The organism is Citrobacter sp. Cb023 (genome assembly GCF_030336805.1).
GTDB lineage: Bacteria > Pseudomonadota > Gammaproteobacteria > Enterobacterales > Enterobacteriaceae > Citrobacter > Citrobacter braakii.
In genome coordinates this window covers 34,469-55,079 of the sequence record NZ_JAOWCV010000027.1, presented here as the reverse complement: position 1 = coordinate 55,079, position 20,611 = coordinate 34,469, and the positions used below count along the sequence as shown (strand labels likewise).

Here is a 20,611-nt window from a genome sequence, read left to right as displayed (position 1 = left end):
TAGCGGCAGATGAAAATGATTCCTTTAGGCAGTACGGATATTACGCTTTCCCGCATGGGATTAGGCACATGGGCGATTGGCGGCGGTCCGGCGTGGAACGGCGATCTCGATCTGCAGGTCTGTATTGATACCATTGTTGAGGCGCATCGCTGCGGTATTAATTTGATTGATACCGCGCCAGGTTACAACTTCGGCAATAGTGAAGTGATTGTCGGGCAGGCGCTGAAAAAACTGCCGCGTAACGATATCGTTGTTGAAACCAAATGCGGCATCGTCTGGGAGCGAACAGGAAGTTTGTTTAACAAAGTGGGCGACCGGCAGTTGTATAAAAATCTCACACCCGAGTCGATTCGCGAAGAGGTGGATGCCAGTCTGCAAAGACTGGGTATTGAGAGCATTGATATCTACATGACCCACTGGCAGTCGGTCGAACCCTGTTTTACGCCGATTGCGGAAACCGTCGATACACTAAACGCACTCAAGAAAGAGGGGAAAATTCGTTCTATCGGTGCGGCTAACGTCGATGCGGAACATATCAGGGAGTATCTCAAACACGGTGAGCTGGATATCATCCAGGCCAAGTACAGCATCCTTGACCGGGCACTGGAAGCTGAACTGCTGCCGTTATGTCAGCAGCATGGCATCGTGGTGCAGGTATATTCACCGCTTGAGCAGGGTCTACTGACCGGAACTATTGATCGCGATTATGTCCCTGGCGGGGCGCGGGCCAACAAAGTCTGGTTCCAACGAGACAATATGCTACGGGTGATTGACATGCTTGAGCAATGGCGGCCGTTGTGCGAAAAATACCGCTGCACAATCCCCGCGCTGGCACTGGCGTGGATTTTAAAGCAAAGCGATTTAATCACCTTGCTGAGCGGCGCAACCGCGCCTGAACAGGTCCGTGATAATGTTCAGGCGTTAACGATTCCCCTGACCGATGATGATTCTTTATTGATGAGGCGAATGGCTGAGGCGCTGGATACAAAATAAGCCAAATGGGGTTCACCTCTGTTTCTGTGTAAAATAGCACTAAAATCTGTGATTCAGACATGTTATTTTGAAAATAAACATGGCCTGTGAGATACTTGCCTCTTATTATTACTTTGCAGGAAACAGAGGTGTCATCGTGGCGGCAAAAGACAGGATTCAGGCCATTAAGCAAATGGTGGTGAATGATAAGAAAGTAGTGGTATCTAATTTAAGTTCGATCTTTCAGGTGACTGAAGAAACGATTCGCCGCGATCTGGAAAAACTGGAAGATGAAGGGTTTTTGACCCGAACATATGGCGGTGCTGTACTCAATACAACCGCGTTGTCCGACAATATCCATTTTTATAAGCGTGCAAAATCTTTTTTTGAAGAAAAGCAGATCATTGCCCGTAATGCATTACCATTTATTAAAAATAAGACCACCATGGCTGCCGACGCCAGTAGTACCGTGATGGAATTATTGAAACTGTTGAAGGAAAGAAACGATCTGACGCTACTGACCAACTCGGCTGAAGCTTTTCATGAACTTGCACAGTCAGAAATTAACGTTGTTTCTACTGGCGGTGAATTAAATAAGAATACGCTGTCGCTTCAGGGAAGGATCACCAAGGAGATTATCAGCCGCTATCATGTTGATATCCTGGTGATGAGCTGCAAAGGTCTGGATATGCAGAGCGGAGCGCTTGACTCTAACGAAGCGGAAGCGGAAATCAAAAAGACGATGATCCGCCAGGCGACCGAGGTGGCTCTGTTGGTTGATCATTCGAAGTTCGATCGTAAAGCGTTCGTCCAGCTCGTGGACTTTAGCCATATTAATTACCTAATTACCAATAAGGCACCGGGTGCAGAGTGGATTGCATTTTGCAAAGAAAATAATATTCAACTCGTATATTAATTTTAACGTGGGTCGTGTCGATATTATTTTAGTTTGCACCTGGAAAATGCCATAAGAATCTAATGATGATGGATGGCGCGGTGAGATTTTTTCTGCCGCGATCGCCATACTTTCTATTTAGCTTAATTTGAGGCATCCAGATGGAACAATGTGACCCTATCGGTGCAAGATTAGATCGCTTACCTTTATCTCGATTTCATTTTCGTATTTTCGGCATTATCAGTTTTAGTTTATTAGTCACCGGTTTTCTCAGCTATTCCGGGAATGTGGTGTTGGCAAAATTAGTCAGTACCGGTTGGTCAAATAATTACCTCAACGCCGCGTTTACCTCGGCTCTGATGTTTGGCTATTTTATTGGCTCACTAACCGGTGGCTTTATTGGTGATTATCTTGGTCGACGCAAAGCGTTCCGCTTCAATTTGCTGATCGTCGGGGTCTCTGCCTGTGCGGCAACGTTTGTGCCTAACATGTATTGGCTTATCTTTTTCCGCTTCCTAATGGGGAGCGGAATGGGAGCGCTGATTATGGTGGGCTATGCCTCATTTACTGAATTTATTCCGCCCGGGGTGCGTGGGAAGTGGTCTGCTCGCCTGTCGTTTGTCGGCAACTGGTCGCCGATGCTTTCAGCGGCGATTGGCGTTGTGATTATCGCCTTTCTAAGCTGGCGGATGATGTTTTTACTCGGTGGCATGGCGATGCTCTTAGCATGGTATCTGTCGGGAAAGTATTATATTGAATCTCCTCGTTGGCTGGCTGGCAAAGGAAAGAGAAACGAAGCTGAAAAACATCTTCTGCAGGTGGAACTGCAAATTCAGAAAGAAAAAAACATCACTTTACCTCCCTGCCATAGCGATTGCCTAACGGCGGATATAAGCACGGAAAGTGATTCATTCTGGCTCTTGTTCAAAGGGCCGATGTTGCGTTGTACGCTGGTGGCAATCACCGTGCTTATCGCGATGAATATTTCGCTCTATACCATTACGGTATGGATCCCGACGATTTTTGTTAATTCGGGAATCGATGTGACGAAATCTATTTTTATGACCGCGATAATTATGATTGGCGCACCCGTTGGGATATTTATTGCCACACTGATTATTGATCGTTTTCCACGTCGATTGTTTGGTTCATTCTTGTTGATTATTATCGCGCTGCTCGGATATTTCTATTCGATTCAAACCGAAGAGTGGGCTATTTTGAGCTACGGGCTGGTGATGATCTTTTTTTTGTATATGTACGTGTGCTTTGCCTCTGCGGTATATGTCCCCGAACTGTGGCCCACACACCTTAGATTGCGGGGATCGGGCTTTGTGAATGCCGTGGGAAGAATTGTCGCAGTATTTACGCCCTATGGCGTCGCTATCTTGTTGACCCGCTACGGCTCGATTACGGTCTTTATCGTGCTAGGCATAATGCTGGTGCTGTGCGCGCTGATTCTTTTTTGCTTTGGCATCGAAACACGCAAAGTTTCGCTGGAAGAGATTTCGACACTGGCTTGAGATAACGTGCCGACAGGGGGGATCCTGTCGACATCAATTAGCGCTGGGTTTCCAGCCAGTCATCAAGCGTATACAGCGTCGCGCCCGCTGCGGCCATTTCCATAAACGCCTCTGCACTATCCTGGGGTTGAATATTGACGCCACGGCAGCCGTCGGTAATAACGCTGACGGTATAACCAAGATCGAGCGCATCCAGAACGGTGAATTTAACGCAATAGTCGCTAGCCAGACCCATGATAATAAGCTCAGCAATACGGTGTTCGAGCAGCCAGGCGTTCAGCGCGGTTGCCTGACGACGACCGTTATCAAAAAACGCACTGTAACTGTCGACCAGCGGGTTCTCGCCCTTGGTGAAGGTTTTCGCTATTGCACGCTGGTTCAGCAGCGGATGCAGGGCCGCCCCTTCGCTGTTTTGCACGCAATGATCGGGCCAGAACGTTTGCGCCAGACCATCCAGTTGTCCCTGACTGTAGGGGGCGACCTGATGCTGGCTGGCAAAACTACCGTGATTAGCCGGATGCCAGTCCAGACTGGCAACAACCGTGTCGCCGCGTAGGGCGCACCAGTCAATCAGACGGTTGGCAATCTCGATTGTGCTGTCGCCTTGCGGAACAGCGAGAGCGCCGCCGGCACAAAAGTCATTTTGTAAATCGACCAACAGTAAGGCTCGGGCCATGGGCATAGACTCCTTTATTCGTCCGGGGTGAGCTCGCCGCGTAGATTTTGCGTCATAGCTTCACGAATGCTCTGCACATCCAGTCCCTGACTCAGTAAATAGTGCAATTTGGTGAGCGTGGCTTCGACGGTCATATCCGCGCCGCCAATCACGCCAGCGTGGGCGAGGGCATTACCCGTCGCGTAGCCACCCATGTTTACCTTGCCGGACATACACTGGGTCAGGTTCACCACCACAATGCCACGTGAGCTCGCATCTTCAAGTTCTTGCAGAAACTCTTTATTTTGCGGTGCATTGCCCACGCCGTAGGAGCGCAAAATTAACGCTTTTACCGGCTGGCGCAGGAAGTTACGCACCACATCAGCGGAGATACCTGGGTAAATGGTGACCACGCCAATCGGTTGTGGAGTAATAGGATGAACAAGCAGTTCACCTGCGCCGTGCGGTGCTGGCGGTGTTCCCAGTCGACGGATGTGGATCCCGGCTTCCAGTAGCGGCGCAAGGTTGGGTGAGGCAAAGGCGTCAAAGCCATCGGCGTGCGCTTTAGTGGTACGGTTGCCGCGAAACAGTCGATTGTTGAAAAACAGGGTGACTTCATTGATCGGATAATTTGCCGCAACGTACAGCGCATTGAGCAGGTTGATTTGCCCGTCTGAACGTAGCTCTGCCAGCGGAATTTGTGACCCTGTCACAATTACCGGTTTACCCAGGTTCTCCAACATAAAAGAGAGCGCTGAAGCCGTAAACGCCATGGTGTCGGTGCCGTGCAGAATGACAAAACCATCGTAATCGTCGTAGTGTGCTTTAATGTCTTCCGCAATATGCTGCCAGTCTTCCGGCGTCATGTCGGAGGAATCCATCAACGGGACGTATTCGTGGATGGTGAAGTCTGGCATCTCCGGGCGGTGGAATTCAGGCATCAATGCCAGTTGACGCTGGAGATGACCAGAAACAGGAATATAACCCTGTTCTGAGCGCTGCATACCAATGGTACCGCCGGTATAGGCAACGTAAATCGATTTCTTTTGCATGACTTTTCTTCTGTCTCAATGAAAACCCCTCTTCATCCCGAAGAGGGGGCAATTGTTAGCGAACGTTGGCGCAGGTCAGGCAAAACGCATATCGGTTTTGCGGATCGTTAAACGCGGCCAGCTTATCGCTTTCCGCTTTAACTGCACTGGCCGCAGAAGCAAGCGGCGCCGGGAGCATGGCCTGAATAGCTTCGGGCAGCATGGCGCGAACGGAGCCTGACATGCTGTCCATTACCATATCGACGAATGTCGGTTCATCCTGATAATACGCAATGTGCCACTGTTTCAGCTTGGCAAGCTCAGCCGCTTTCGCGATGGCGTCGTCAAAATCACCGAGGCTGTCTACCAGTCCGTTGGCTTTCGCATCCTGACCGGTCCAGACGTGACCCTGCGCGATTTTGTCAATCTGCTCAGGGGTTGTCTTACGTGCATCCGCGACCAGCGTGATAAAGCGCTTATAGCCATTTTCAATGCTCAATTGCATCATTTGCTGCACTTCAGGCGGTAACGCTTTGGTGATGGAGATATCCGCCAGCGGGGAAGTGGCCACGCCATCGGTATGTACACCAATGGAACCCAGGCTGTTTTCTACGGTGTTGATCACACCAAAGATCCCGATTGAACCGGTTAAAGTGCTGGGGTTTGCCACAATGTAACTGGCTGGGGTGGAGATCCAGTAGCCACCGGAGGCCGCCATGCCGCCCATAGACACGACAACCGGTTTACCCGCCGCTTTTGCCGCAGCCAGCTCAGCACGAATGACTTCCGAGGCGCTGACGCTGCCGCCAGGACTGTTCACGCGCAGAACAATAGCTTTCACTTTCGGATCGAGACGTGCTTCGCGGATTTGTGCGGCAGTGGTGTCGCCCCCCACATTTCCTGGGGTTTCTTCACCGTCCATAATCGCGCCGTTCGCGAAGATAACGCCAATGCTGTCTCCGGTATCCGCTGGCGTTTTCAGCGAATAATCGTAATAGCTGACGGCGCGATAGTTTTTATCCGCTTTGCTCCAGCCAAACTGTTTGGTCAGCATTTTTTCGACTTCGGCGCTGGAGGCGAGTGCATCCACCAGTTTGTTGTCGAGCGCATATTTCGCCGTATCTCCATCGACCTTCGTCAAACCGTCCAGCATCGCCTGTGCGCCAGGGAACACCTGCTGAGCTGGGATCTGGCGGTTGGCGGCGACCGTGTCGAGATAGTTCTGCCACAGCTCGCCGATCCAGCGACTGTCGGCTTCACGCGCGGCAGGAGACATATCATCGCGGATAAACGGTTCTACGGCAGACTTATAGGTCCCGACGCGGAATACGTGCGTGGAAACTTTCAGCTTATCGAGCAGGGACTTGTAGTACAGACCGTTGGTGGCAAAGCCGTGCAGATCAACGGAACCCTGCGGAGAGAGGTAAATTTTGTTAGCAAAACTGGCGAGGTAATACTGCCCCTGGCTGAAGTTATCGCCCACGGCAAAGACCGGTTTACCGCTGTCGCGGAATTCCCGCAGTGCTTTGCCGATATACTGCATGGAAGGCTGGTCTGCCCCGGCAAAATTTTTCAGATCCATCACGATGCCGGTGATGTTGCGATCATCTTTTGCCTGGCGAATCGTATTCACGATATCGAACAGGGAGTTTTCCTGCAGACGATCGGAACTGGCGCCAAACAGCTGACGGCCAATAACGCTTAACCGACTGGTGCTCGAAGGCTTATCGACAATCACCCCGGAGATATCCAGCAGCAGCGCGCCTCGCTCAGCGTGTTCGCTGGTGTTGCTGCTGCTGACCTGCATCCAGATGCCCACGCCAACCAGCACCAAAAAGATGAAGAACAGGTTAAGCACAAATTCACGGACGAAATTGAGTAATCGCCATGTCCATTTAAAAAATCCGGCAATAAATCGCCACAGGGTTCGCATGTATTCTCCCTACCAATTAACAACACGCCACCCCGAAATCCCGGAGAAAGGCGATAAGATGAGGCTATCGTAATGACCCGACAGGCACTTGTCAGCAGGAATCACCGCCTGTGCTGTAACAAAATCCGCTCACGTGTTAATTTTGTGAACAAATTTCATTGTTGGAGTTAAGCAAATGGATGCACTCGAATTACTTATGACCCGTCGTAGCGCCTCTCGTCTCGTCGAACCGGCCCCGGCAGGAGAACAACTGCAAAATATTCTGCGTGCGGGAATGCGCGCGCCGGACCACAAAACGCTGCAACCGTGGCAATTCTTTGTCATCGAGGGCGAAGGGCGTGAACGCTTTGCCGCCGTGCTTGAAAAAGGCGCTATTGCATCTGGCAGCGATGAGAAGGCCCAGGAAAAAGCGCGCAGCGCGCCGTTTCGCGCGCCGCTGATTATTACCGTGGTGGCGAAATGTGAAGCAAACGACAAGGTTCCGTTATGGGAACAGGAAATGTCTGCCGGTTGTGCGGTGATGGCCATGCAGATGGCTGCCATTGCCCAGGGCTTTGGCGGTATCTGGCGCAGTGGCGCATTAACCGAAAGTGAGGTCGTCCGCGAAGCGTTTGACTGTCGCCCACAGGATAAAATCGTCGGTTTTCTCTATCTGGGCACACCACAGTTGAAAGCATCCACGACGATTACCCTTGCCGATCCGAGCGCATTCGTCCGTTATTTCTGATATCAACGGCAAAACTGTCTGGATTATGAGCAAAGGCACCCGAATTCAGACAGTCACTCTTACCACATCATGGAATGAGCGCTACCATATCCGGATTGCAATGACAGGAGATGTCCATGAGCGAGCAAGCTATTCGTTTAACGCAATACAGCCACGGAGCCGGTTGCGGTTGTAAAATTTCCCCAAAAGTGCTGGAAACCATCCTGCACAGTGAGCAGGCGAAGTTTGTTGATCCAAACTTACTGGTGGGTAATGAAACCCGCGACGACGCGGCTGTATACGATCTGGGGAACGGCACTAGCGTAATCAGCACCACCGATTTCTTTATGCCGATTGTCGATAATCCGTTTGATTTTGGCCGCATCGCCGCCACCAACGCCATCAGCGATATTTTCGCCATGGGCGGCAAACCGATTATGGCAATTGCTATCCTGGGCTGGCCGCTTGATAAGCTGGCGCCGGAAATCGCCCGCGAAGTAACCGAAGGCGGACGCTTTGCCTGCCGTCAGGCGGGTATCGCGCTGGCGGGGGGGCACTCTATCGATGCCCCTGAGCCTATCTTTGGTCTTGCGGTAACCGGCGTTGTTCCAACCGAACGCGTGAAGAAAAACAGCACCGCCGAGGCGGGATGCAAGCTGTTTTTGACCAAGCCTCTGGGTATTGGTGTCCTGACCACCGCAGAGAAAAAATCGCTGCTGAAGGACGAGCACAAAGGGCTGGCGACGGAAGTGATGTGCCGGATGAACATTGCCGGGGCGGCATTTGCCGATATCGACGGCGTGAAAGCCATGACCGACGTTACCGGTTTTGGGCTGCTGGGGCATCTGAGCGAGATGTGTCAGGGGGCCGGCGTTCAGGCGCAGATCGTCTACCAGGCTATTCCTAAGCTGCCAGGTGTTGAAGAATACATCGCGCAGGGCGCGGTGCCGGGCGGTACCCAGCGTAACTTTGCCAGCTACGGACACCTGATGGGTGAAATGCCGCAGTCGGTTCGCGATTTGCTCTGCGATCCGCAAACTTCCGGTGGTCTGCTGTTAGCGGTAACGCCGCAAGCTGAAGCCGAAGTTAAAGCGGCAGCGGCGCAGTTTGGCATCGACCTCACCGCGATTGGTGAGTTAGTGGAAGCTCGTGGCGGTCGCGCCATGGTTGAGATCCGTTAACTCGATGCGGTTGTTTATTGCCGAAAAACCGAGTCTGGCGCGCGCTATCGCCGATGTGCTGCCGAAGCCGCATCGCAAAGGTGACGGTTTTATCGAGTGCGGAAACGGGCAAGTGGTGACCTGGTGTATTGGTCACCTGCTTGAGCAGGCGCAGCCAGATGCCTACGACAGTCGTTATGCTCGCTGGAGTCTGGTTGATCTGCCGATTGTCCCGGAAAAGTGGCAACTGCAGCCGCGTCCCTCGGTGACCAAACAGCTCAACGTTATTAAGCGATTTTTGCATGAGGCCAGTGAAGTCATTCACGCAGGTGACCCCGATCGTGAAGGACAACTGCTGGTGGATGAAGTGCTGGATTACCTGCAACTGGCCCCTGAAAAGCGCCAGCAGGTGCAACGCTGCCTGATTAACGACCTCAACCCGCAGGCCGTCGAGCGGGCGATTGAGCGTCTGCGCGCCAACAGTGAGTTCATCCCCCTTTGCGTGTCGGCACTGGCGCGAGCGCGGGCGGACTGGCTGTACGGTATCAACATGACGCGCGCTTATACCATTCTGGGGCGTAACGCGGGCTATCAGGGCGTACTTTCGGTTGGGCGCGTGCAAACGCCGGTGCTCGGACTGGTTGTGCGTCGCGATGAAGAGATTGAAAACTTCGTTGCCAAAGACTTCTTCGAGGTAAAGGCGCATATCGTGACGCCCGCCGATGAGCGGTTTACCGCTATCTGGCAGCCGAGCGAAGCGTGTGAGCCGTATCAGGATGAAGAAGGGCGCTTGCTAAACCGCACGCTGGCTGAACACGTGGTAAACCGCATTAACGGTCAGCCGGCGATCGTCACCAGCTATAACGATAAACGGGAATCAGAATCCGCGCCGCTGCCGTTTTCGCTGTCGGCGTTGCAGATTGAAGCGGCGAAACGCTTTGGCTTAAGTGCGCAAAACGTTCTGGATATCTGCCAGAAGCTGTATGAAACCCATAAACTGATCACCTATCCGCGTTCGGATAGCCGTTATCTGCCGGAAGAACACTTTGCCGGACGTCACGCGGTGCTGAACGCGATTAGCGTCCATGCGCCGGATCTGCTTCCGCAACCGGCGGTCAATCCCGATACGCGAAACCGCTGTTGGGATGATAAAAAAGTGGATGCGCACCACGCCATCATTCCAACCGCGCGCAGTTCGTCCATCAACCTGAACGATAATGAAGCGAAGATATACAATCTGATTGCCCGTCAATATCTGATGCAGTTTTGCGCGGATGCGGTATTCAGGAAGTGCGTTATTGAGCTGGACATCGCGAAAGGTAAGTTTGTCGCCAAAGCCCGTTTTCTGGCGGAGGCCGGATGGCGTACGCTGCTTGGCAACAAAGAGCGCGACGAAGATAACGACGGGACGCCGCTGCCGGTGGTGGCAAAAGACGACGAGCTGCTGTGCGAAAAAGGCGAAGTGGTTGAACGACAGACCCAGCCTCCGCGGCACTTTACCGATGCCACGCTGCTGTCAGCGATGACCGGAATCGCGCGCTTTGTGCAGGATAAAGATCTGAAAAAGATCCTGCGCGCAACGGACGGACTGGGAACGGAAGCGACGCGCGCCGGGATTATCGAGCTGCTGTTTAAGCGTGGTTTCCTGGTGAAGAAGGGGCGCTATATCCATTCTACCGATGCCGGAAAAGCGCTGTTTCATTCGCTGCCTGAAATGGCGACGCGCCCGGATATGACCGCGCACTGGGAATCGATCCTGACCCAAATCAGCGAAAAACAGTGTCGATATCAGGATTTCATGCAGCCGCTGGTGGGGACGCTGTATCAGCTAATCGATCAGGCGCGCAGCACGCCGGTACGACGCTTCCGTGGAATTGCCGCACCGGGTAGTAGTGGTGGTGACAAGAAAAAGAGCGCGCCGCGTAAACGCACGGCGAAAAAAAGCCCGCCATCTGAAGAGGCGGGCCTGTAGTGCGCTCTTAGGCTGGATAAGGCACGTGTGCCGTATCTAGCCTACGGGAACAACAGATCTGAATTAAATCACACCCTGGCCCAACATCGCGTCGGCAACTTTCACGAATCCCGCGATGTTGGCGCCACGTACGTAGTTGGTTTGCTTACTTTCGCCGCCGTACTCGACGCAGGCATGATGAATATCCAGCATGATGTGATGCAGGCGCGCATCCACTTTCTCCGCTTTCCAGCCCAGACGTGCGGCGTTCTGCGCCATTTCCAGACCGGATGTCGCTACGCCTCCCGCGTTGGCCGCTTTACCCGGCGCGAACATTACACCGGCTTCCAGGAACAGATCGGTGGCCTCGATGGTGGTAGGCATGTTTGCCCCTTCGGCGACAGCCTTCACGCCGTTGGCGATCAGCACGCGTGCCGCATCGACATCAAGTTCGTTCTGGGTGGCGCACGGCAGGGCGATATCAACCGGAACCGACCACGGCTGTTGGCCTTCCAGATAGGTCAGGCCAAATTCGCGGGCGTAATCCGCCACGCGGCCGTCGCGGCTGTCTTTGATCGCGCACAGACGCGCCAGTTTTTCTTTGGTAAATCCGCTTTCGTCGACCACAGTTCCGCTGGAGTCGGAGGCGGTGACTACTCGCGCGCCAAACTCCATGGCTTTCTCAATGGCGAATTGCGCCACGTTACCGGAACCAGAGACGGCCACGCGCATGCCTTCAAAGCCCAGGCCATGGCGTTTGAGCATCGCTTCGGTGAAGTACACCAGACCGTAGCCGGTAGCTTCCGGGCGAATCAGGCTGCCGCCGAAAGAGAGACCTTTACCGGTAAAGACACAGGCGCTGTTGTTGGACAGTTTTTTCATCATCCCGGCCATAAAGCCGACTTCACGACCGCCTACGCCGATATCGCCCGCTGGAACATCGGTATCGGGTCCTAAATGGCGGAACAGTTCGGTCATCAGTGCCTGACAAAAACGCATGATTTCGCCTTCGCTTTTACCTTTAGGATCGAAATCGCTCCCGCCTTTACCCCCGCCCATTGGCAGCGTGGTGAGGGCGTTTTTAAATGTTTGCTCGAAGCCAAGGAATTTCAGGATCGACAGGTTCACGGAAGGGTGGAAACGCATCCCGCCTTTGTATGGGCCAATGGCGGAGCTAAACTGCACGCGCCACGCGCGGTTGACCTGCACCTGATTGCGATCGTCCAGCCAGACGACGCGGAACTGGATCACGCGCTCCGGTTCAACCAGACGTTCCAGCAACGACATCTGACGATAACGCGGGTTTTGCTCGAGGAAGGGCCACAGTGTCGTCATTACCTCACGAACGGCTTGCGCGAACTCGGTCTGATTCGGGTCGCGCTTTTGCACATGGTTAAGGAATGACTCCAGAGAACGTGTCTGATCCATAGATATAAGTACCTCTTATGTATTGATATGGTTATATTTTTGATTTTTGTGTTAAGTGTTTTGCAGTTTTTGACTATAACATCAGCAGTGTGACGGGACGAAAGAAAAAATTAACCGCGCTAAGTAAATTAATATTGCTGCGTGGGTCATAACCAAAAGCGATGATGGCAAGGGCTAAAGTTTCTGCCGGTTTATACCGTTATACTGAGCATAACTGTCAGTCAAAAAGGAAAGAATATGCGCCGTATAATCATGGCAGGAGCGTTGGCACTGGTGTCCAGCGCGACGCTGGCAAATCAGCTTTATCGCCCGGACGTGCAGGTGAATGTCCCACCGGAGGTGTTCAGTTCCAGCGGTCAGCGGGCGCAACCCTGTAGTCAGTGCTGTATTTATCAGGATCAAAACTACTCAGAAGGGGCGGTGATTAAAGCGGATGGCGTTTTGCTTCAGTGCCAGCGCGATGATAAAACGATCAGCACGAATCCGCTGGTCTGGCGTCGCGTAAAAGGATAAACGCTTCTAATAGCGGGATATCGGCAGGCGCCAGCGGATAACGCAGCGCCTCTTCGGGTGAACACCAGACGATATCCTGATGTTCATACACTTTCAGCTCCCCCTGATATGACGGTACATGCCAGGCATGTAAGTGAATGAGTCGGCCTGAAACCTCGCGTTGATGGCTGGCAATGTAGCGCCCAACGACCGCCTCGATGCCCAACTCTTCACGCAGTTCACGGACCAGCGCCTTTGGCTGACTTTCCCCCGGCTCAACCTTACCGCCAGCAAACTCCCACATACCTGACTGATCCGCATGCTCCGGGCGTTGAGCCAGTAAAATTTTGCCATCACGTTCAATGATAGCGGCGACCACGTCGAGGGTTTTCATTATATTCATCAAGATCTAACGGTAGAAAATGACATACTATCGTTATCTTTGTTTTATCTAAAGTATTCAGGAGCCACCGTTGAACGATCCTCAGTCGTGGGTAAAACCGTTAACGCGTATCCCTTCCAGTTTGCAACCGCTCGTTGCTACGCAGAAAAAACATTATGGCGATGTGCTGCATCCCACGCGCTGGTGGGGGCGGATGCCGTTCCTGTTCTGGCTGGTGGCGCTGTTTGTCGGGTATCTGGAGCGTAAAAAGGCGCGCCTGTCGCCGGTGATGCGCGCGCTGTTGATGACCCGCGTTTCTCAGGTGTGCCACTGCGCTTTCTGCGTTGACGCCAACAGTTTACGGCTGGCTGAACGCTGCGGCGCGCTGGATAAAGTCTTACAGGTTGCCAACTGGCAAGAATCAACGCTATTTAGCGCAGAAGAACGTGTAGGGCTGGCCTATGCTGATGCGGTCACCGCAACGCCACCACAGGTTGACGATGCGCTGAAAACGCAGATGAAGCAGTATTTTACCGATGACGCCATTACTGAAATGACCGCGCTGATTGCGTTTCAAAATCTCTCGGCGCGTTTTAATGCCGCTCTCGATATTCCCTCCCAGGGACTGTGCGACAGTTTTAAAGGACGCCCGCATGCTTGACCGCCATCTTCATCCGCGATTAAAACCGCTTTTGCATCGCTGCGTGGGCATCGTTGATCAACCGGCGATTACCCCGGATGGACTTACGCTGGTCGGTTTTGCTATTGGCGTGCTGGCGTTGCCATTTCTGGCGTTAGGCTGGTATATGGCGGCGCTGGTGGCTATTGTGCTCAATCGGCTGTTTGACGGGCTGGATGGGGCGCTGGCACGGCGCAGAGGGCTAACGGACGCGGGAGGATTTCTCGATATCTCGCTCGATTTTCTGTTTTACGCCTTAGTGCCGTTTGGTTTTATTCTTGCTGCGCCGGCGCAAAATGCGCTGGCAGGCGGTTGGCTGTTGTTCGCGTTTATTGGCACCGGCAGCAGCTTCCTGGCCTTCGCCGCGTTGGCGGCAAAGCATCAGATTGATAACCCCGGTTATGCGCATAAATCTTTTTATTATCTGGGTGGACTGACCGAAGGAACCGAGACGATTTTGCTGTTTGTGTTGGGATGTCTGTTCCCGGAATATTTTGCCGTAATGGCGTGGGTCTTTGGCGCGCTGTGCTGGATGACGACGTTCACCCGGATCTGGAGCGGATATCTGACGCTGAAAGCGGTCCAGCGTCAGGCGTAACGTAGTGCGTTGCCGGATGCGCTTCGCTTATTCGGCCTACAACGATGGTTTATGTAGGCTGGGTAAAGCGTTCTCGCTGCATCCGGCAAAAATGACAATCTTACTTGCTGGCGTCCGGACCCCGTTCACCGCTGGCGATCGGGTTTTTCGGAGAGCTGCTCCACTCATACCAGCCGCCGTCGTAGACGGAGACGTTTTTCCAGCCCATTGCGCGGGCATACATAAACGTTTCCGAAGCACGCCAGCCGGTACCACAATAGAATGAGACCTGTTGCTGTGGCAGGATATTCCATTGCTTCCACATGGCGGCGATGTCATCGGCGCTGCGCATGGTGCCATCCGGATTATGGAAATCTTCCATGTGGGTGGAGTCGCTGCCTGCATGGCCCCAACGCGCCCCTGCGATCTCACCTTTTGGCTTAATGTAGCTATAGCCACTGGTCGTACCGATAAATTCCGGCCATGAACGAATGCTCACCAAAGACGCATCCTGGCGATGCAGCAGACCGCGAGCCTGTTCCATATCCAGCATCAGTTGCGGTTGGGCAGGGATCGTCACGCCGAAATCAGGTTCAGGCTTCACCGTTGGTGCAGTACCGCGTTCGACCGGTAAACCTGAGTCAGACCAGGTCTGCCAGCCGCCGTCGAGCAGACGAACATCTTTCACACCTGCATACAGCATAATTTGCGCCACGCGCGCGGCGGCGTAGACATCGCGGCCGTATAAAATCACCGTGGTGTCGTGGCGGATGCCGTGTTTCGCCAGCATCGCTTTGAGCTGCGCGTCGGACACTTTATTCCACAGCGGTTCGCTTTCGACTTCGTTGGTATCAATATAGCCCGCGCCAGGGATATGGCTGAGCAGATACAACTTCGGCGCGCCCCAGGCGGCTTCAATCACTTTCCAGTCACCGGCCGGTTTGGCGGTTACCTCTTTACCCTGCTGAAGGTCGTGCAGCCACTGCGGGTAAACCAACTGTTCGAAGTGCGGCAGACGTTGCAGGCGGGCAGGGTCCGTAAGCGCATCGCTGAGGGTTGAGATAGCGTTAAAGCCGACTTTCTGCAGGCGGGATTTGACGGCCTGCATGTCAGTATCGCTGCCATACAATGCCACCGGCGCGTCGGTTTTCAGGTGATGTGCCTTAACCCAGGCGCTGAGTTGTTCATCATTCATCTTGTCGAGCCAGGCGGCAGACAGGTTCAGTGCGGAAGGCTCGTGTCCTGAAGGACCATTAAGCGATTGCGGCCAGCCGTTGTAAAAAGCGCTCTGACGGGTATCGATCGCCGCGCCTTGCTTTTGCTGTAACTGGTTGAGGGTGAGCGTCTGTGCTGTTTCAGCAGCCCAGGAAGAAGCGCAAGCGAGCCCTAAAGCCAGTGCCAGCGCGGTCATTTGAGAAACACGTTTCATCGAATAGCCCGACGTTGAAAAAGAGGACGACATTCTGTGCCGCCAGTTAAGTAAAAACCTTGCGTTAACGCAGCATATCGCCACATTCACGCCCAGTTTTCCATCTGTAATACGCGACCTGCTGGCGGAACGTCCTGCGCATCGTGGGTAACCTGGACCACCGGAATACCCAGTTTACGTACTTCGGTGAAGACCCACTGGCGAAAGGTATCGCGCAGCGACGCATCCAGCCTGCTAAAGGGTTCATCGAGTAACAGCGCCTGGGGTTGCGCCAGCAGCGCGCGAAGCAGGGCGACACGCGAGCGTTGCCCGCCGGAGAGCGAAGCCGGATCGCGTGAATAAAATCCTGCCAGGCCCGCGCGTGCGAGGGCGCTTTCCACCGCATGGCGTCTGGCGGGACCTTGCACGCTGGCGGGTAAGGCCAGCAGTAAATTCTGCCCAACGCTGAAATGGTCAAACAGCAGCGCATCCTGAAACAGAATGCCAATCTGGCGCTGCGCAGTAGGCAGTGTGTCTACGCGCTGTTCGTTGAGCCACAGTTCGCCTGACGCCTGAAACTGAGGAGACAACGCCCCGATCATCCACGAAAATAACGAAGACTTACCGCTGCCGGAAGGCCCCATAATGGTGACAATGTCACTTTTATTAACCTGGAAATTAACGTCCTTCAGTAGCGCCGTCGTACCCTGGTACAACCAAACGCCTTGTACAATGAGCATTAGCGGAGTCCTTGTCGAAAGCGGCCAATCCACGCAGCGAGAAACGCCGCCAGTGCGAAAATTATAAGCGGTAACAGAAGCTGCCATAGCGCCTGGGTTGCCAGAATGGCGGTGCTACCGCCGCTGCTTAATGCCACCGCTTCGGTGGTCAGCGTGGGATAGCGCCCGGCGCCTAACCACAGCGTCGGCATATACTGGGCGATACTGACTGAGAACCCTACCGTGAAGGCAACCAGCGCCGGGCGCGCCAGCTGCGGACATTTTACTTGCCAGAATATGCGCCCCCGGGTCCAACCCAGCGTTTGCGCAATCAAAATCAATCGTGGGTCAATGCGTTGCCACGCCGGTTTGAGCACAAACAGCATCCATGGCATCACCCACAGCAGGTGTCCCCAGACAATGGTTATCATCAGCCCATCCTGTCCGGCATATAACGCCAACAGATACTGTCCAGTTACCAGCGGCAGCGCAGGCAAAATGAGCGGTAGCCAGACCCAACGGTGTCCGGTTTGCGGACCCCATTCCAGCCAGGCAAAAAGTATCAGCAGCGCCAGCACGCTGGAGATAAGCCCCAGTTGCAGGCTAGTGCAGAGCGCCTCACTATTTAGCGACGAATAGCTGGCGATCAGCGCCAGAACCAGCGCGCACACCACACCGCCAAAGGGCAAAAGTTGTACCAGCGAACGTCCGATTGTACAGGATGAAAAACGCAGGCGTTCCCCGTTTACTGCGGGAATAGTGCGTTGCCAGGCGCGCCAGAGCAGATACCCCGCCAGCGCGATGATGAGTAGCAGCAGTACCAGCAGCAGGCTGGCGAGTGCTCCTTTAGCCTGTTGCTCGGCATCGCCCTGACTGAGCCATTGCCAGCTCAACACGGCAAGCGTTGGTGGGTTTCCGGGACCAAGGACGATTGCTACATCCACTACCGAGAGCGACCAGGCGACAATCGCCAGCATGGCTTTGCCTAACGCGGGGGCGAGAGAGGGCAGAACCAGCCAGTTCAGGCATTGCAGTCGGCTGTAACCCAGCGAATCCAGGACGATAACCTGCTGCGAAAGCTGTTTTTCACTCAGCAGAGCTGAGAGGATCCATAACAAAAAGGCACTCTCTTTTACCGCCAGCGTCACGCCAAGCCCAATGCCGTAGCGATCAGGCTGGGGGCTGAGGAACGGGAGCCATTGCCAGAGCATGCCGCCTTCGGCAAAAACCAGCAGCACGCTGGTGGTGAAGGCAACATGTGGAATCGCCAGCAGCCACGGAAGACGCGTGCACAGACGCGCCCAGCCTGCGCCGGGCCATAAGGCGAGGATCGCCAGCAGGGCGATGATCAGCGCGCCGCCAGCCGCGAGGCTTACGGAAACCAGCGTTGCCAGTAACGCCTGCGGGAGTTGAGGATCGCTAAATAGCGCCAGCCAGTGTCTGGTGTTCAGCGCCGGCGTTATCAGAGAAAAAGCCGCTGGCGCCAGCGGCAGATAAACGCCCGCCATGATGGCCCAGAGTAGCAGAATTAATGTGTACCGTAGCGGCGTAGCCATTCTTGTTCCAGAGCGTTTACCCATGCAGCATGCGGTTCTGGCAGCATGGCAGGGAGCCCTTGTGGGATCCGCGCCAGCAGCGCATTACGCTGGTCGACAGGCAATTTTTGTGGATCAAGCACCGAAGGATCTCCCCAGACAGACGGGTCGGCTTTACGCAACTGCGCTTTGGGTGAAAGCAGGAAATTTGCCACAACTTTCGCTCCGGCGCTGGCACGCGCATTCGCTGGAATGGTGACAAAATGCACGTTGCCGAGCATGCCCTGTGAGAAACCAAAACTATAGCTGCTTTTGGGTAATTCACCGCTGGCCACTTTTTGCTGCGCGTGGGCAGGATTAAAGGTCATTGATAAACGCAGGGTGCCACCGTTGAGCAGCGCATCCATTCGCGCGGGCGTGGGCGGAAAATCTTTACCTTCGCGCCACAGGGCAGGATGCAAAGCATCAAGGTAATGCCACAATGGAGCGGTAACGTCGGCGAATGTGGACGCATCTGGCGCTATTTTCAGCGCCTGCGGCTTGTTGGTGAGCGAAATTAACAACTGCTCAAGAAAAGCCGTTCCGGTAAAGTCTGGCGGACGCGGATAGGTCACCGTGCCAGGGTGCGCCTGGGCAAACTCAAGCAGTGCCTGCGGGGATTGCGGCGGCTGCGCGGTGAGATCGTGCCTGGCAATAAATGTAAGCTGTGCGCCGCCCCACGGTGATTCAGCCCCCTCCGTTGGAATGGAAAAGTCTTCATTCACCGGTTTCTGGGTATCAACATAGCGCCAGTTAGGCAGCGTTTGTGCCCACTGGGTCTGTAGCAGCCCGGCTTCTTTCAGCGTGCGGAAATTTTCGCCGTTCACCCACAGTAAATCGACCGAGCCACCGGCTTTTCGCCCGGATGCCGCTTCCGTCTGGATACGTTTTACGGCGTCGGCGGCATCCGCCAGGCGTACGATTTTCAGGTTAATGGCATAGTGTGTTTTCATCTCGCCGCTAACCCAGTCGAGATACTGGTTAACTGCGTTGTCGCCACCCCAGGCGTTGAACCACACCGTCTGACCGCGGGCGTCATTTTTGATTTGCTGCCAACTGGCGTCCTCGGCGAAAGCCGCCAGCGGAGAGAGCAGCAAACTCAGGCACAATAAGCAGTAACGCATAATATCTCCCTTGCTAAAAATGGGGGAAAGACTCAGGTCTTTTTCCGTTGATGCTCAAGATAAAGGCTTCTGGCCACGGCAATCACCACGCTCAGAGCGAACAGGATGAACAGGCCGGTAACAAACCAAAATGTGCCGCCGGTTAACAGGCTACCAGCCCATGAATAGACGATAGTGGCCGGTAACTGACCGATGCCGGTGGCGATGAAGAAATGGCGAAAACGAATCGAGGTCAGGCCTGCTGCGTAGCTTACCGGGTCGAACGGCACAAAAGGTAACAGGCGACAGACAAGAATTGTGTGCTTGCCATAGCGCTCGAAAAAAGAGTCCATGTTGTTCAGCACCGTTTTTCCGGTCAGTTTTTCCACCGCGCTGCGACCTAAAACGCGGGCAATAAAAAAGCACAGCGCCGCGCCAGCCATCGCGCTGCTCCAGGACAGTACGCCGCCCCAAAATGCGCCAAACAGCGAGGCGTTGGCAAAGGTGATCACAAAGGCGGGAAGCGGCGCGACGATGGCCTGTAAGATCATCAGGAAGAACGACACGACCGCCGCCTGGGTTCCGTAAGAACGAATGAAGTTCTCAAGAGCATGCTGATCGAGCGTGGTAAATGCCGCCAGGCTGGCGTGAAGAAAATCACTCACGCCAGGTATCCACGCCCACGCCATCAGGGCGAGCAGCAGCAGGGCAAGCAAGCTTATACGGTAATAGCGTGTCCGCCGCGCTTTATTCATCTTGATCATTTACCCGCGTACTCGTGACCGGGCGCCGGATCGACATGTTTATGTCGCGCCCAGGCTTTGGCGGCCTGAACGAGGACGAATAGCGCCAGCCCCGCAACGCTGAGCTTACCGATAAATGCCCAGCTAATCCCTTCGCTGGCCAGTTCGTGCGACATCAGCGTATAGATAAAGATGCCGGGCAAGGTGGTTAGCGCAGATATCACGGTAAATGACCAGAACGGAATGGCCGTCAGCCCATAGGCATAGTTTTGAATGTTATAGGGGAACAGTGGCACGAGCCGGGTCAGGATCAGAAAGTCTACTCCACTATGGGCAATGCCTTTTTCGATAGCCTGAAACGTTGCCGTATGGCCAACGTATTTCAGCAGTAATTCCCGGCCAAGCCAGCGAGCCAGCATAAACGACAGCGCCGAAGCCATGGTTGCCGCCACTAACGAGATAAGCGTCCCTGTCACCGGGCCAAACAGCACACCGCCGACGATCACCAGGATGCTGCCAGGGATCAGACACAGCGCGGCAACTATAAACAGCAGGATATAAAGGGTATAGCCGAACAGGCCGCTTTGGCCGATGACATCTTGTAAATGATGGAAATTGGTGATCAGATCGGTCAGACCGTAATGATGGAAAACTCCCGCCAGAACGCAGAACAATACCGCAAC

At 54.1% G+C, this 20,611-nt stretch carries 20 protein-coding genes; 9 read left to right on the top strand and 11 right to left on the bottom strand.

The window, feature by feature from the left end:
• Positions 1-9 precede the first annotated feature (9 nt).
• The 3 genes from ydjG to OGW44_RS04460 all read left to right on the top strand — a co-directional run bounded on the left by ydjG (position 10) and on the right by OGW44_RS04460 (position 3,387).
• A complete protein-coding gene (gene ydjG, locus OGW44_RS04470; protein ID WP_016152824.1) occupies positions 10-993 on the top strand; it encodes an NADH-dependent methylglyoxal reductase in 984 nt (327 codons plus the stop codon).
• A 136-nt stretch (positions 994-1,129) separates the two neighbouring features.
• Positions 1,130-1,888, top strand: a complete 759-nt coding sequence (locus OGW44_RS04465) for a DeoR/GlpR family DNA-binding transcription regulator (protein ID WP_185654391.1) — start codon at positions 1,130-1,132, stop codon at positions 1,886-1,888.
• A gap of 140 nt (positions 1,889-2,028) precedes the next feature.
• Positions 2,029-3,387 (top strand): MFS transporter, encoded by a 1,359-nt coding sequence (locus OGW44_RS04460; RefSeq protein WP_094761838.1) that lies wholly within the window; start codon positions 2,029-2,031, stop codon positions 3,385-3,387.
• Between the two features lie 37 nt (positions 3,388-3,424).
• Here OGW44_RS04460 and pncA read toward each other — a convergent pair whose 3' ends face one another.
• The 3 genes from pncA to sppA are packed head-to-tail and all read right to left on the bottom strand — an operon-like array spanning position 3,425 to position 7,006.
• A complete protein-coding gene (pncA, locus tag OGW44_RS04455) occupies positions 3,425-4,063 on the bottom strand; it encodes a bifunctional nicotinamidase/pyrazinamidase (RefSeq protein ID WP_016152827.1) in 639 nt (212 codons plus the stop codon).
• 14 nt (positions 4,064-4,077) lie between these two features.
• On the bottom strand, positions 4,078-5,094 hold the full coding sequence (ansA, locus tag OGW44_RS04450) for an asparaginase (RefSeq protein WP_016152828.1): 1,017 nt from the start codon (positions 5,092-5,094) through the stop codon (positions 4,078-4,080).
• Between the two features lie 55 nt (positions 5,095-5,149).
• Positions 5,150-7,006, bottom strand: a complete 1,857-nt coding sequence (sppA, locus tag OGW44_RS04445; RefSeq protein ID WP_016152829.1) for a signal peptide peptidase SppA — start codon at positions 7,004-7,006, stop codon at positions 5,150-5,152.
• Between the two features lie 175 nt (positions 7,007-7,181).
• Here sppA and OGW44_RS04440 point away from each other — a divergent pair, with 175 nt between their 5' ends.
• The 3 genes from OGW44_RS04440 to topB all read left to right on the top strand — a co-directional run bounded on the left by OGW44_RS04440 (position 7,182) and on the right by topB (position 10,844).
• Entirely contained in the window at positions 7,182-7,733 is a 552-nt protein-coding gene (locus tag OGW44_RS04440) for an NAD(P)H nitroreductase (protein ID WP_016152830.1), read from the top strand.
• Positions 7,734-7,849: 116 nt separating this feature from the next.
• Positions 7,850-8,893, top strand: coding sequence for a selenide, water dikinase SelD (selD, locus tag OGW44_RS04435; RefSeq protein ID WP_103283893.1), 1,044 nt, complete (start codon positions 7,850-7,852; stop codon positions 8,891-8,893).
• 4 nt (positions 8,894-8,897) lie between these two features.
• The gene (gene topB, locus OGW44_RS04430; protein WP_019076618.1) at positions 8,898-10,844 is read left to right on the top strand and encodes a DNA topoisomerase III; all 1,947 of its coding nucleotides are present in this window, start codon (positions 8,898-8,900) and stop codon (positions 10,842-10,844) included.
• A gap of 63 nt (positions 10,845-10,907) precedes the next feature.
• On the opposite strand, the gene gdhA is transcribed toward topB, so the two are convergent.
• The gene (gene gdhA / locus OGW44_RS04425) at positions 10,908-12,251 is read right to left on the bottom strand and encodes an NADP-specific glutamate dehydrogenase (protein ID WP_137380470.1); all 1,344 of its coding nucleotides are present in this window, start codon (positions 12,249-12,251) and stop codon (positions 10,908-10,910) included.
• A 237-nt stretch (positions 12,252-12,488) separates the two neighbouring features.
• On the opposite strand from gdhA, the gene OGW44_RS04420 reads away from it, so the two are divergent.
• Positions 12,489-12,764, top strand: coding sequence for a YnjH family protein (locus tag OGW44_RS04420; protein WP_016152834.1), 276 nt, complete (start codon positions 12,489-12,491; stop codon positions 12,762-12,764).
• Here the strand turns inward: OGW44_RS04420 and OGW44_RS04415 are convergent.
• Positions 12,724-13,137, bottom strand: a complete 414-nt coding sequence (locus OGW44_RS04415; RefSeq protein ID WP_104652143.1) for a pyrimidine (deoxy)nucleoside triphosphate diphosphatase — start codon at positions 13,135-13,137, stop codon at positions 12,724-12,726. The two genes, OGW44_RS04420 and OGW44_RS04415, sit on opposite strands and share 41 nt — an antisense overlap.
• A 79-nt stretch (positions 13,138-13,216) precedes the next feature.
• Between OGW44_RS04415 and OGW44_RS04410 the strand changes: the two genes are divergently transcribed.
• Both OGW44_RS04410 and OGW44_RS04405 read left to right on the top strand, forming a co-directional pair.
• On the top strand, positions 13,217-13,786 hold the full coding sequence (locus OGW44_RS04410) for a carboxymuconolactone decarboxylase family protein (protein ID WP_185654392.1): 570 nt from the start codon (positions 13,217-13,219) through the stop codon (positions 13,784-13,786).
• Positions 13,779-14,402, top strand: coding sequence for a CDP-alcohol phosphatidyltransferase family protein (locus OGW44_RS04405; protein WP_049040424.1), 624 nt, complete (start codon positions 13,779-13,781; stop codon positions 14,400-14,402). Before OGW44_RS04410 ends, OGW44_RS04405 begins: the two co-directional genes overlap by 8 nt.
• Positions 14,403-14,502: 100 nt before the next feature.
• On the opposite strand, the gene OGW44_RS04400 is transcribed toward OGW44_RS04405, so the two are convergent.
• The 6 genes from OGW44_RS04400 to OGW44_RS04375 form a co-directional block, all read right to left on the bottom strand.
• The gene (locus OGW44_RS04400) at positions 14,503-15,810 is read right to left on the bottom strand and encodes a sulfurtransferase (protein WP_049040435.1); all 1,308 of its coding nucleotides are present in this window, start codon (positions 15,808-15,810) and stop codon (positions 14,503-14,505) included.
• A gap of 86 nt (positions 15,811-15,896) precedes the next feature.
• On the bottom strand, positions 15,897-16,529 hold the full coding sequence (locus OGW44_RS04395; protein WP_019076622.1) for an ATP-binding cassette domain-containing protein: 633 nt from the start codon (positions 16,527-16,529) through the stop codon (positions 15,897-15,899).
• A complete protein-coding gene (locus tag OGW44_RS04390; RefSeq protein ID WP_185654393.1) occupies positions 16,529-18,064 on the bottom strand; it encodes an ABC transporter permease family protein in 1,536 nt (511 codons plus the stop codon). Before OGW44_RS04390 ends, OGW44_RS04395 begins: the two co-directional genes overlap by 1 nt.
• Positions 18,037-19,206, bottom strand: a complete 1,170-nt coding sequence (locus tag OGW44_RS04385) for an ABC transporter substrate-binding protein (protein ID WP_185654394.1) — start codon at positions 19,204-19,206, stop codon at positions 18,037-18,039. Before OGW44_RS04385 ends, OGW44_RS04390 begins: the two co-directional genes overlap by 28 nt.
• Before the next feature lie 32 nt (positions 19,207-19,238).
• Entirely contained in the window at positions 19,239-19,949 is a 711-nt protein-coding gene (locus OGW44_RS04380) for a TVP38/TMEM64 family protein (RefSeq protein ID WP_103283887.1), read from the bottom strand.
• Complete coding sequence (locus OGW44_RS04375) at positions 19,946-20,602, bottom strand: TVP38/TMEM64 family protein (RefSeq protein WP_170975115.1); 657 nt, start codon at positions 20,600-20,602, stop codon at positions 19,946-19,948. Before OGW44_RS04375 ends, OGW44_RS04380 begins: the two co-directional genes overlap by 4 nt.
• Between the last annotated feature and the right edge of the window lie 9 nt (positions 20,603-20,611).

What these genes read in the sequence shown, in the direction of transcription:
- ydjG (WP_016152824.1), top strand. Translation starts at nt 10, where the DNA reads ATGAAAATGATTCCTTTAGGCAGTACGGATATTACGCTTTCCCGCATG.
- OGW44_RS04460 (WP_094761838.1), top strand. Translation starts at nt 2,029, where the DNA reads ATGGAACAATGTGACCCTATCGGTGCAAGATTAGATCGCTTACCTTTA.
- pncA (WP_016152827.1), bottom strand. Translation starts at nt 4,063, where the DNA reads ATGGCCCGAGCCTTACTGTTGGTCGATTTACAAAATGACTTTTGTGCC.
- ansA (WP_016152828.1), bottom strand. Translation starts at nt 5,094, where the DNA reads ATGCAAAAGAAATCGATTTACGTTGCCTATACCGGCGGTACCATTGGT.
- sppA (WP_016152829.1), bottom strand. Translation starts at nt 7,006, where the DNA reads ATGCGAACCCTGTGGCGATTTATTGCCGGATTTTTTAAATGGACATGG.
- OGW44_RS04440 (WP_016152830.1), top strand. Translation starts at nt 7,182, where the DNA reads ATGGATGCACTCGAATTACTTATGACCCGTCGTAGCGCCTCTCGTCTC.
- selD (WP_103283893.1), top strand. Translation starts at nt 7,850, where the DNA reads ATGAGCGAGCAAGCTATTCGTTTAACGCAATACAGCCACGGAGCCGGT.
- topB (WP_019076618.1), top strand. Translation starts at nt 8,898, where the DNA reads ATGCGGTTGTTTATTGCCGAAAAACCGAGTCTGGCGCGCGCTATCGCC.
- gdhA (WP_137380470.1), bottom strand. Translation starts at nt 12,251, where the DNA reads ATGGATCAGACACGTTCTCTGGAGTCATTCCTTAACCATGTGCAAAAG.
- OGW44_RS04420 (WP_016152834.1), top strand. Translation starts at nt 12,489, where the DNA reads ATGCGCCGTATAATCATGGCAGGAGCGTTGGCACTGGTGTCCAGCGCG.
- OGW44_RS04415 (WP_104652143.1), bottom strand. Translation starts at nt 13,137, where the DNA reads ATGAAAACCCTCGACGTGGTCGCCGCTATCATTGAACGTGATGGCAAA.
- OGW44_RS04405 (WP_049040424.1), top strand. Translation starts at nt 13,779, where the DNA reads ATGCTTGACCGCCATCTTCATCCGCGATTAAAACCGCTTTTGCATCGC.
- OGW44_RS04400 (WP_049040435.1), bottom strand. Translation starts at nt 15,810, where the DNA reads ATGAAACGTGTTTCTCAAATGACCGCGCTGGCACTGGCTTTAGGGCTC.
- OGW44_RS04395 (WP_019076622.1), bottom strand. Translation starts at nt 16,529, where the DNA reads ATGCTCATTGTACAAGGCGTTTGGTTGTACCAGGGTACGACGGCGCTA.
- OGW44_RS04390 (WP_185654393.1), bottom strand. Translation starts at nt 18,064, where the DNA reads ATGGCTACGCCGCTACGGTACACATTAATTCTGCTACTCTGGGCCATC.
- OGW44_RS04385 (WP_185654394.1), bottom strand. Translation starts at nt 19,206, where the DNA reads ATGCGTTACTGCTTATTGTGCCTGAGTTTGCTGCTCTCTCCGCTGGCG.
- OGW44_RS04380 (WP_103283887.1), bottom strand. Translation starts at nt 19,949, where the DNA reads ATGATCAAGATGAATAAAGCGCGGCGGACACGCTATTACCGTATAAGC.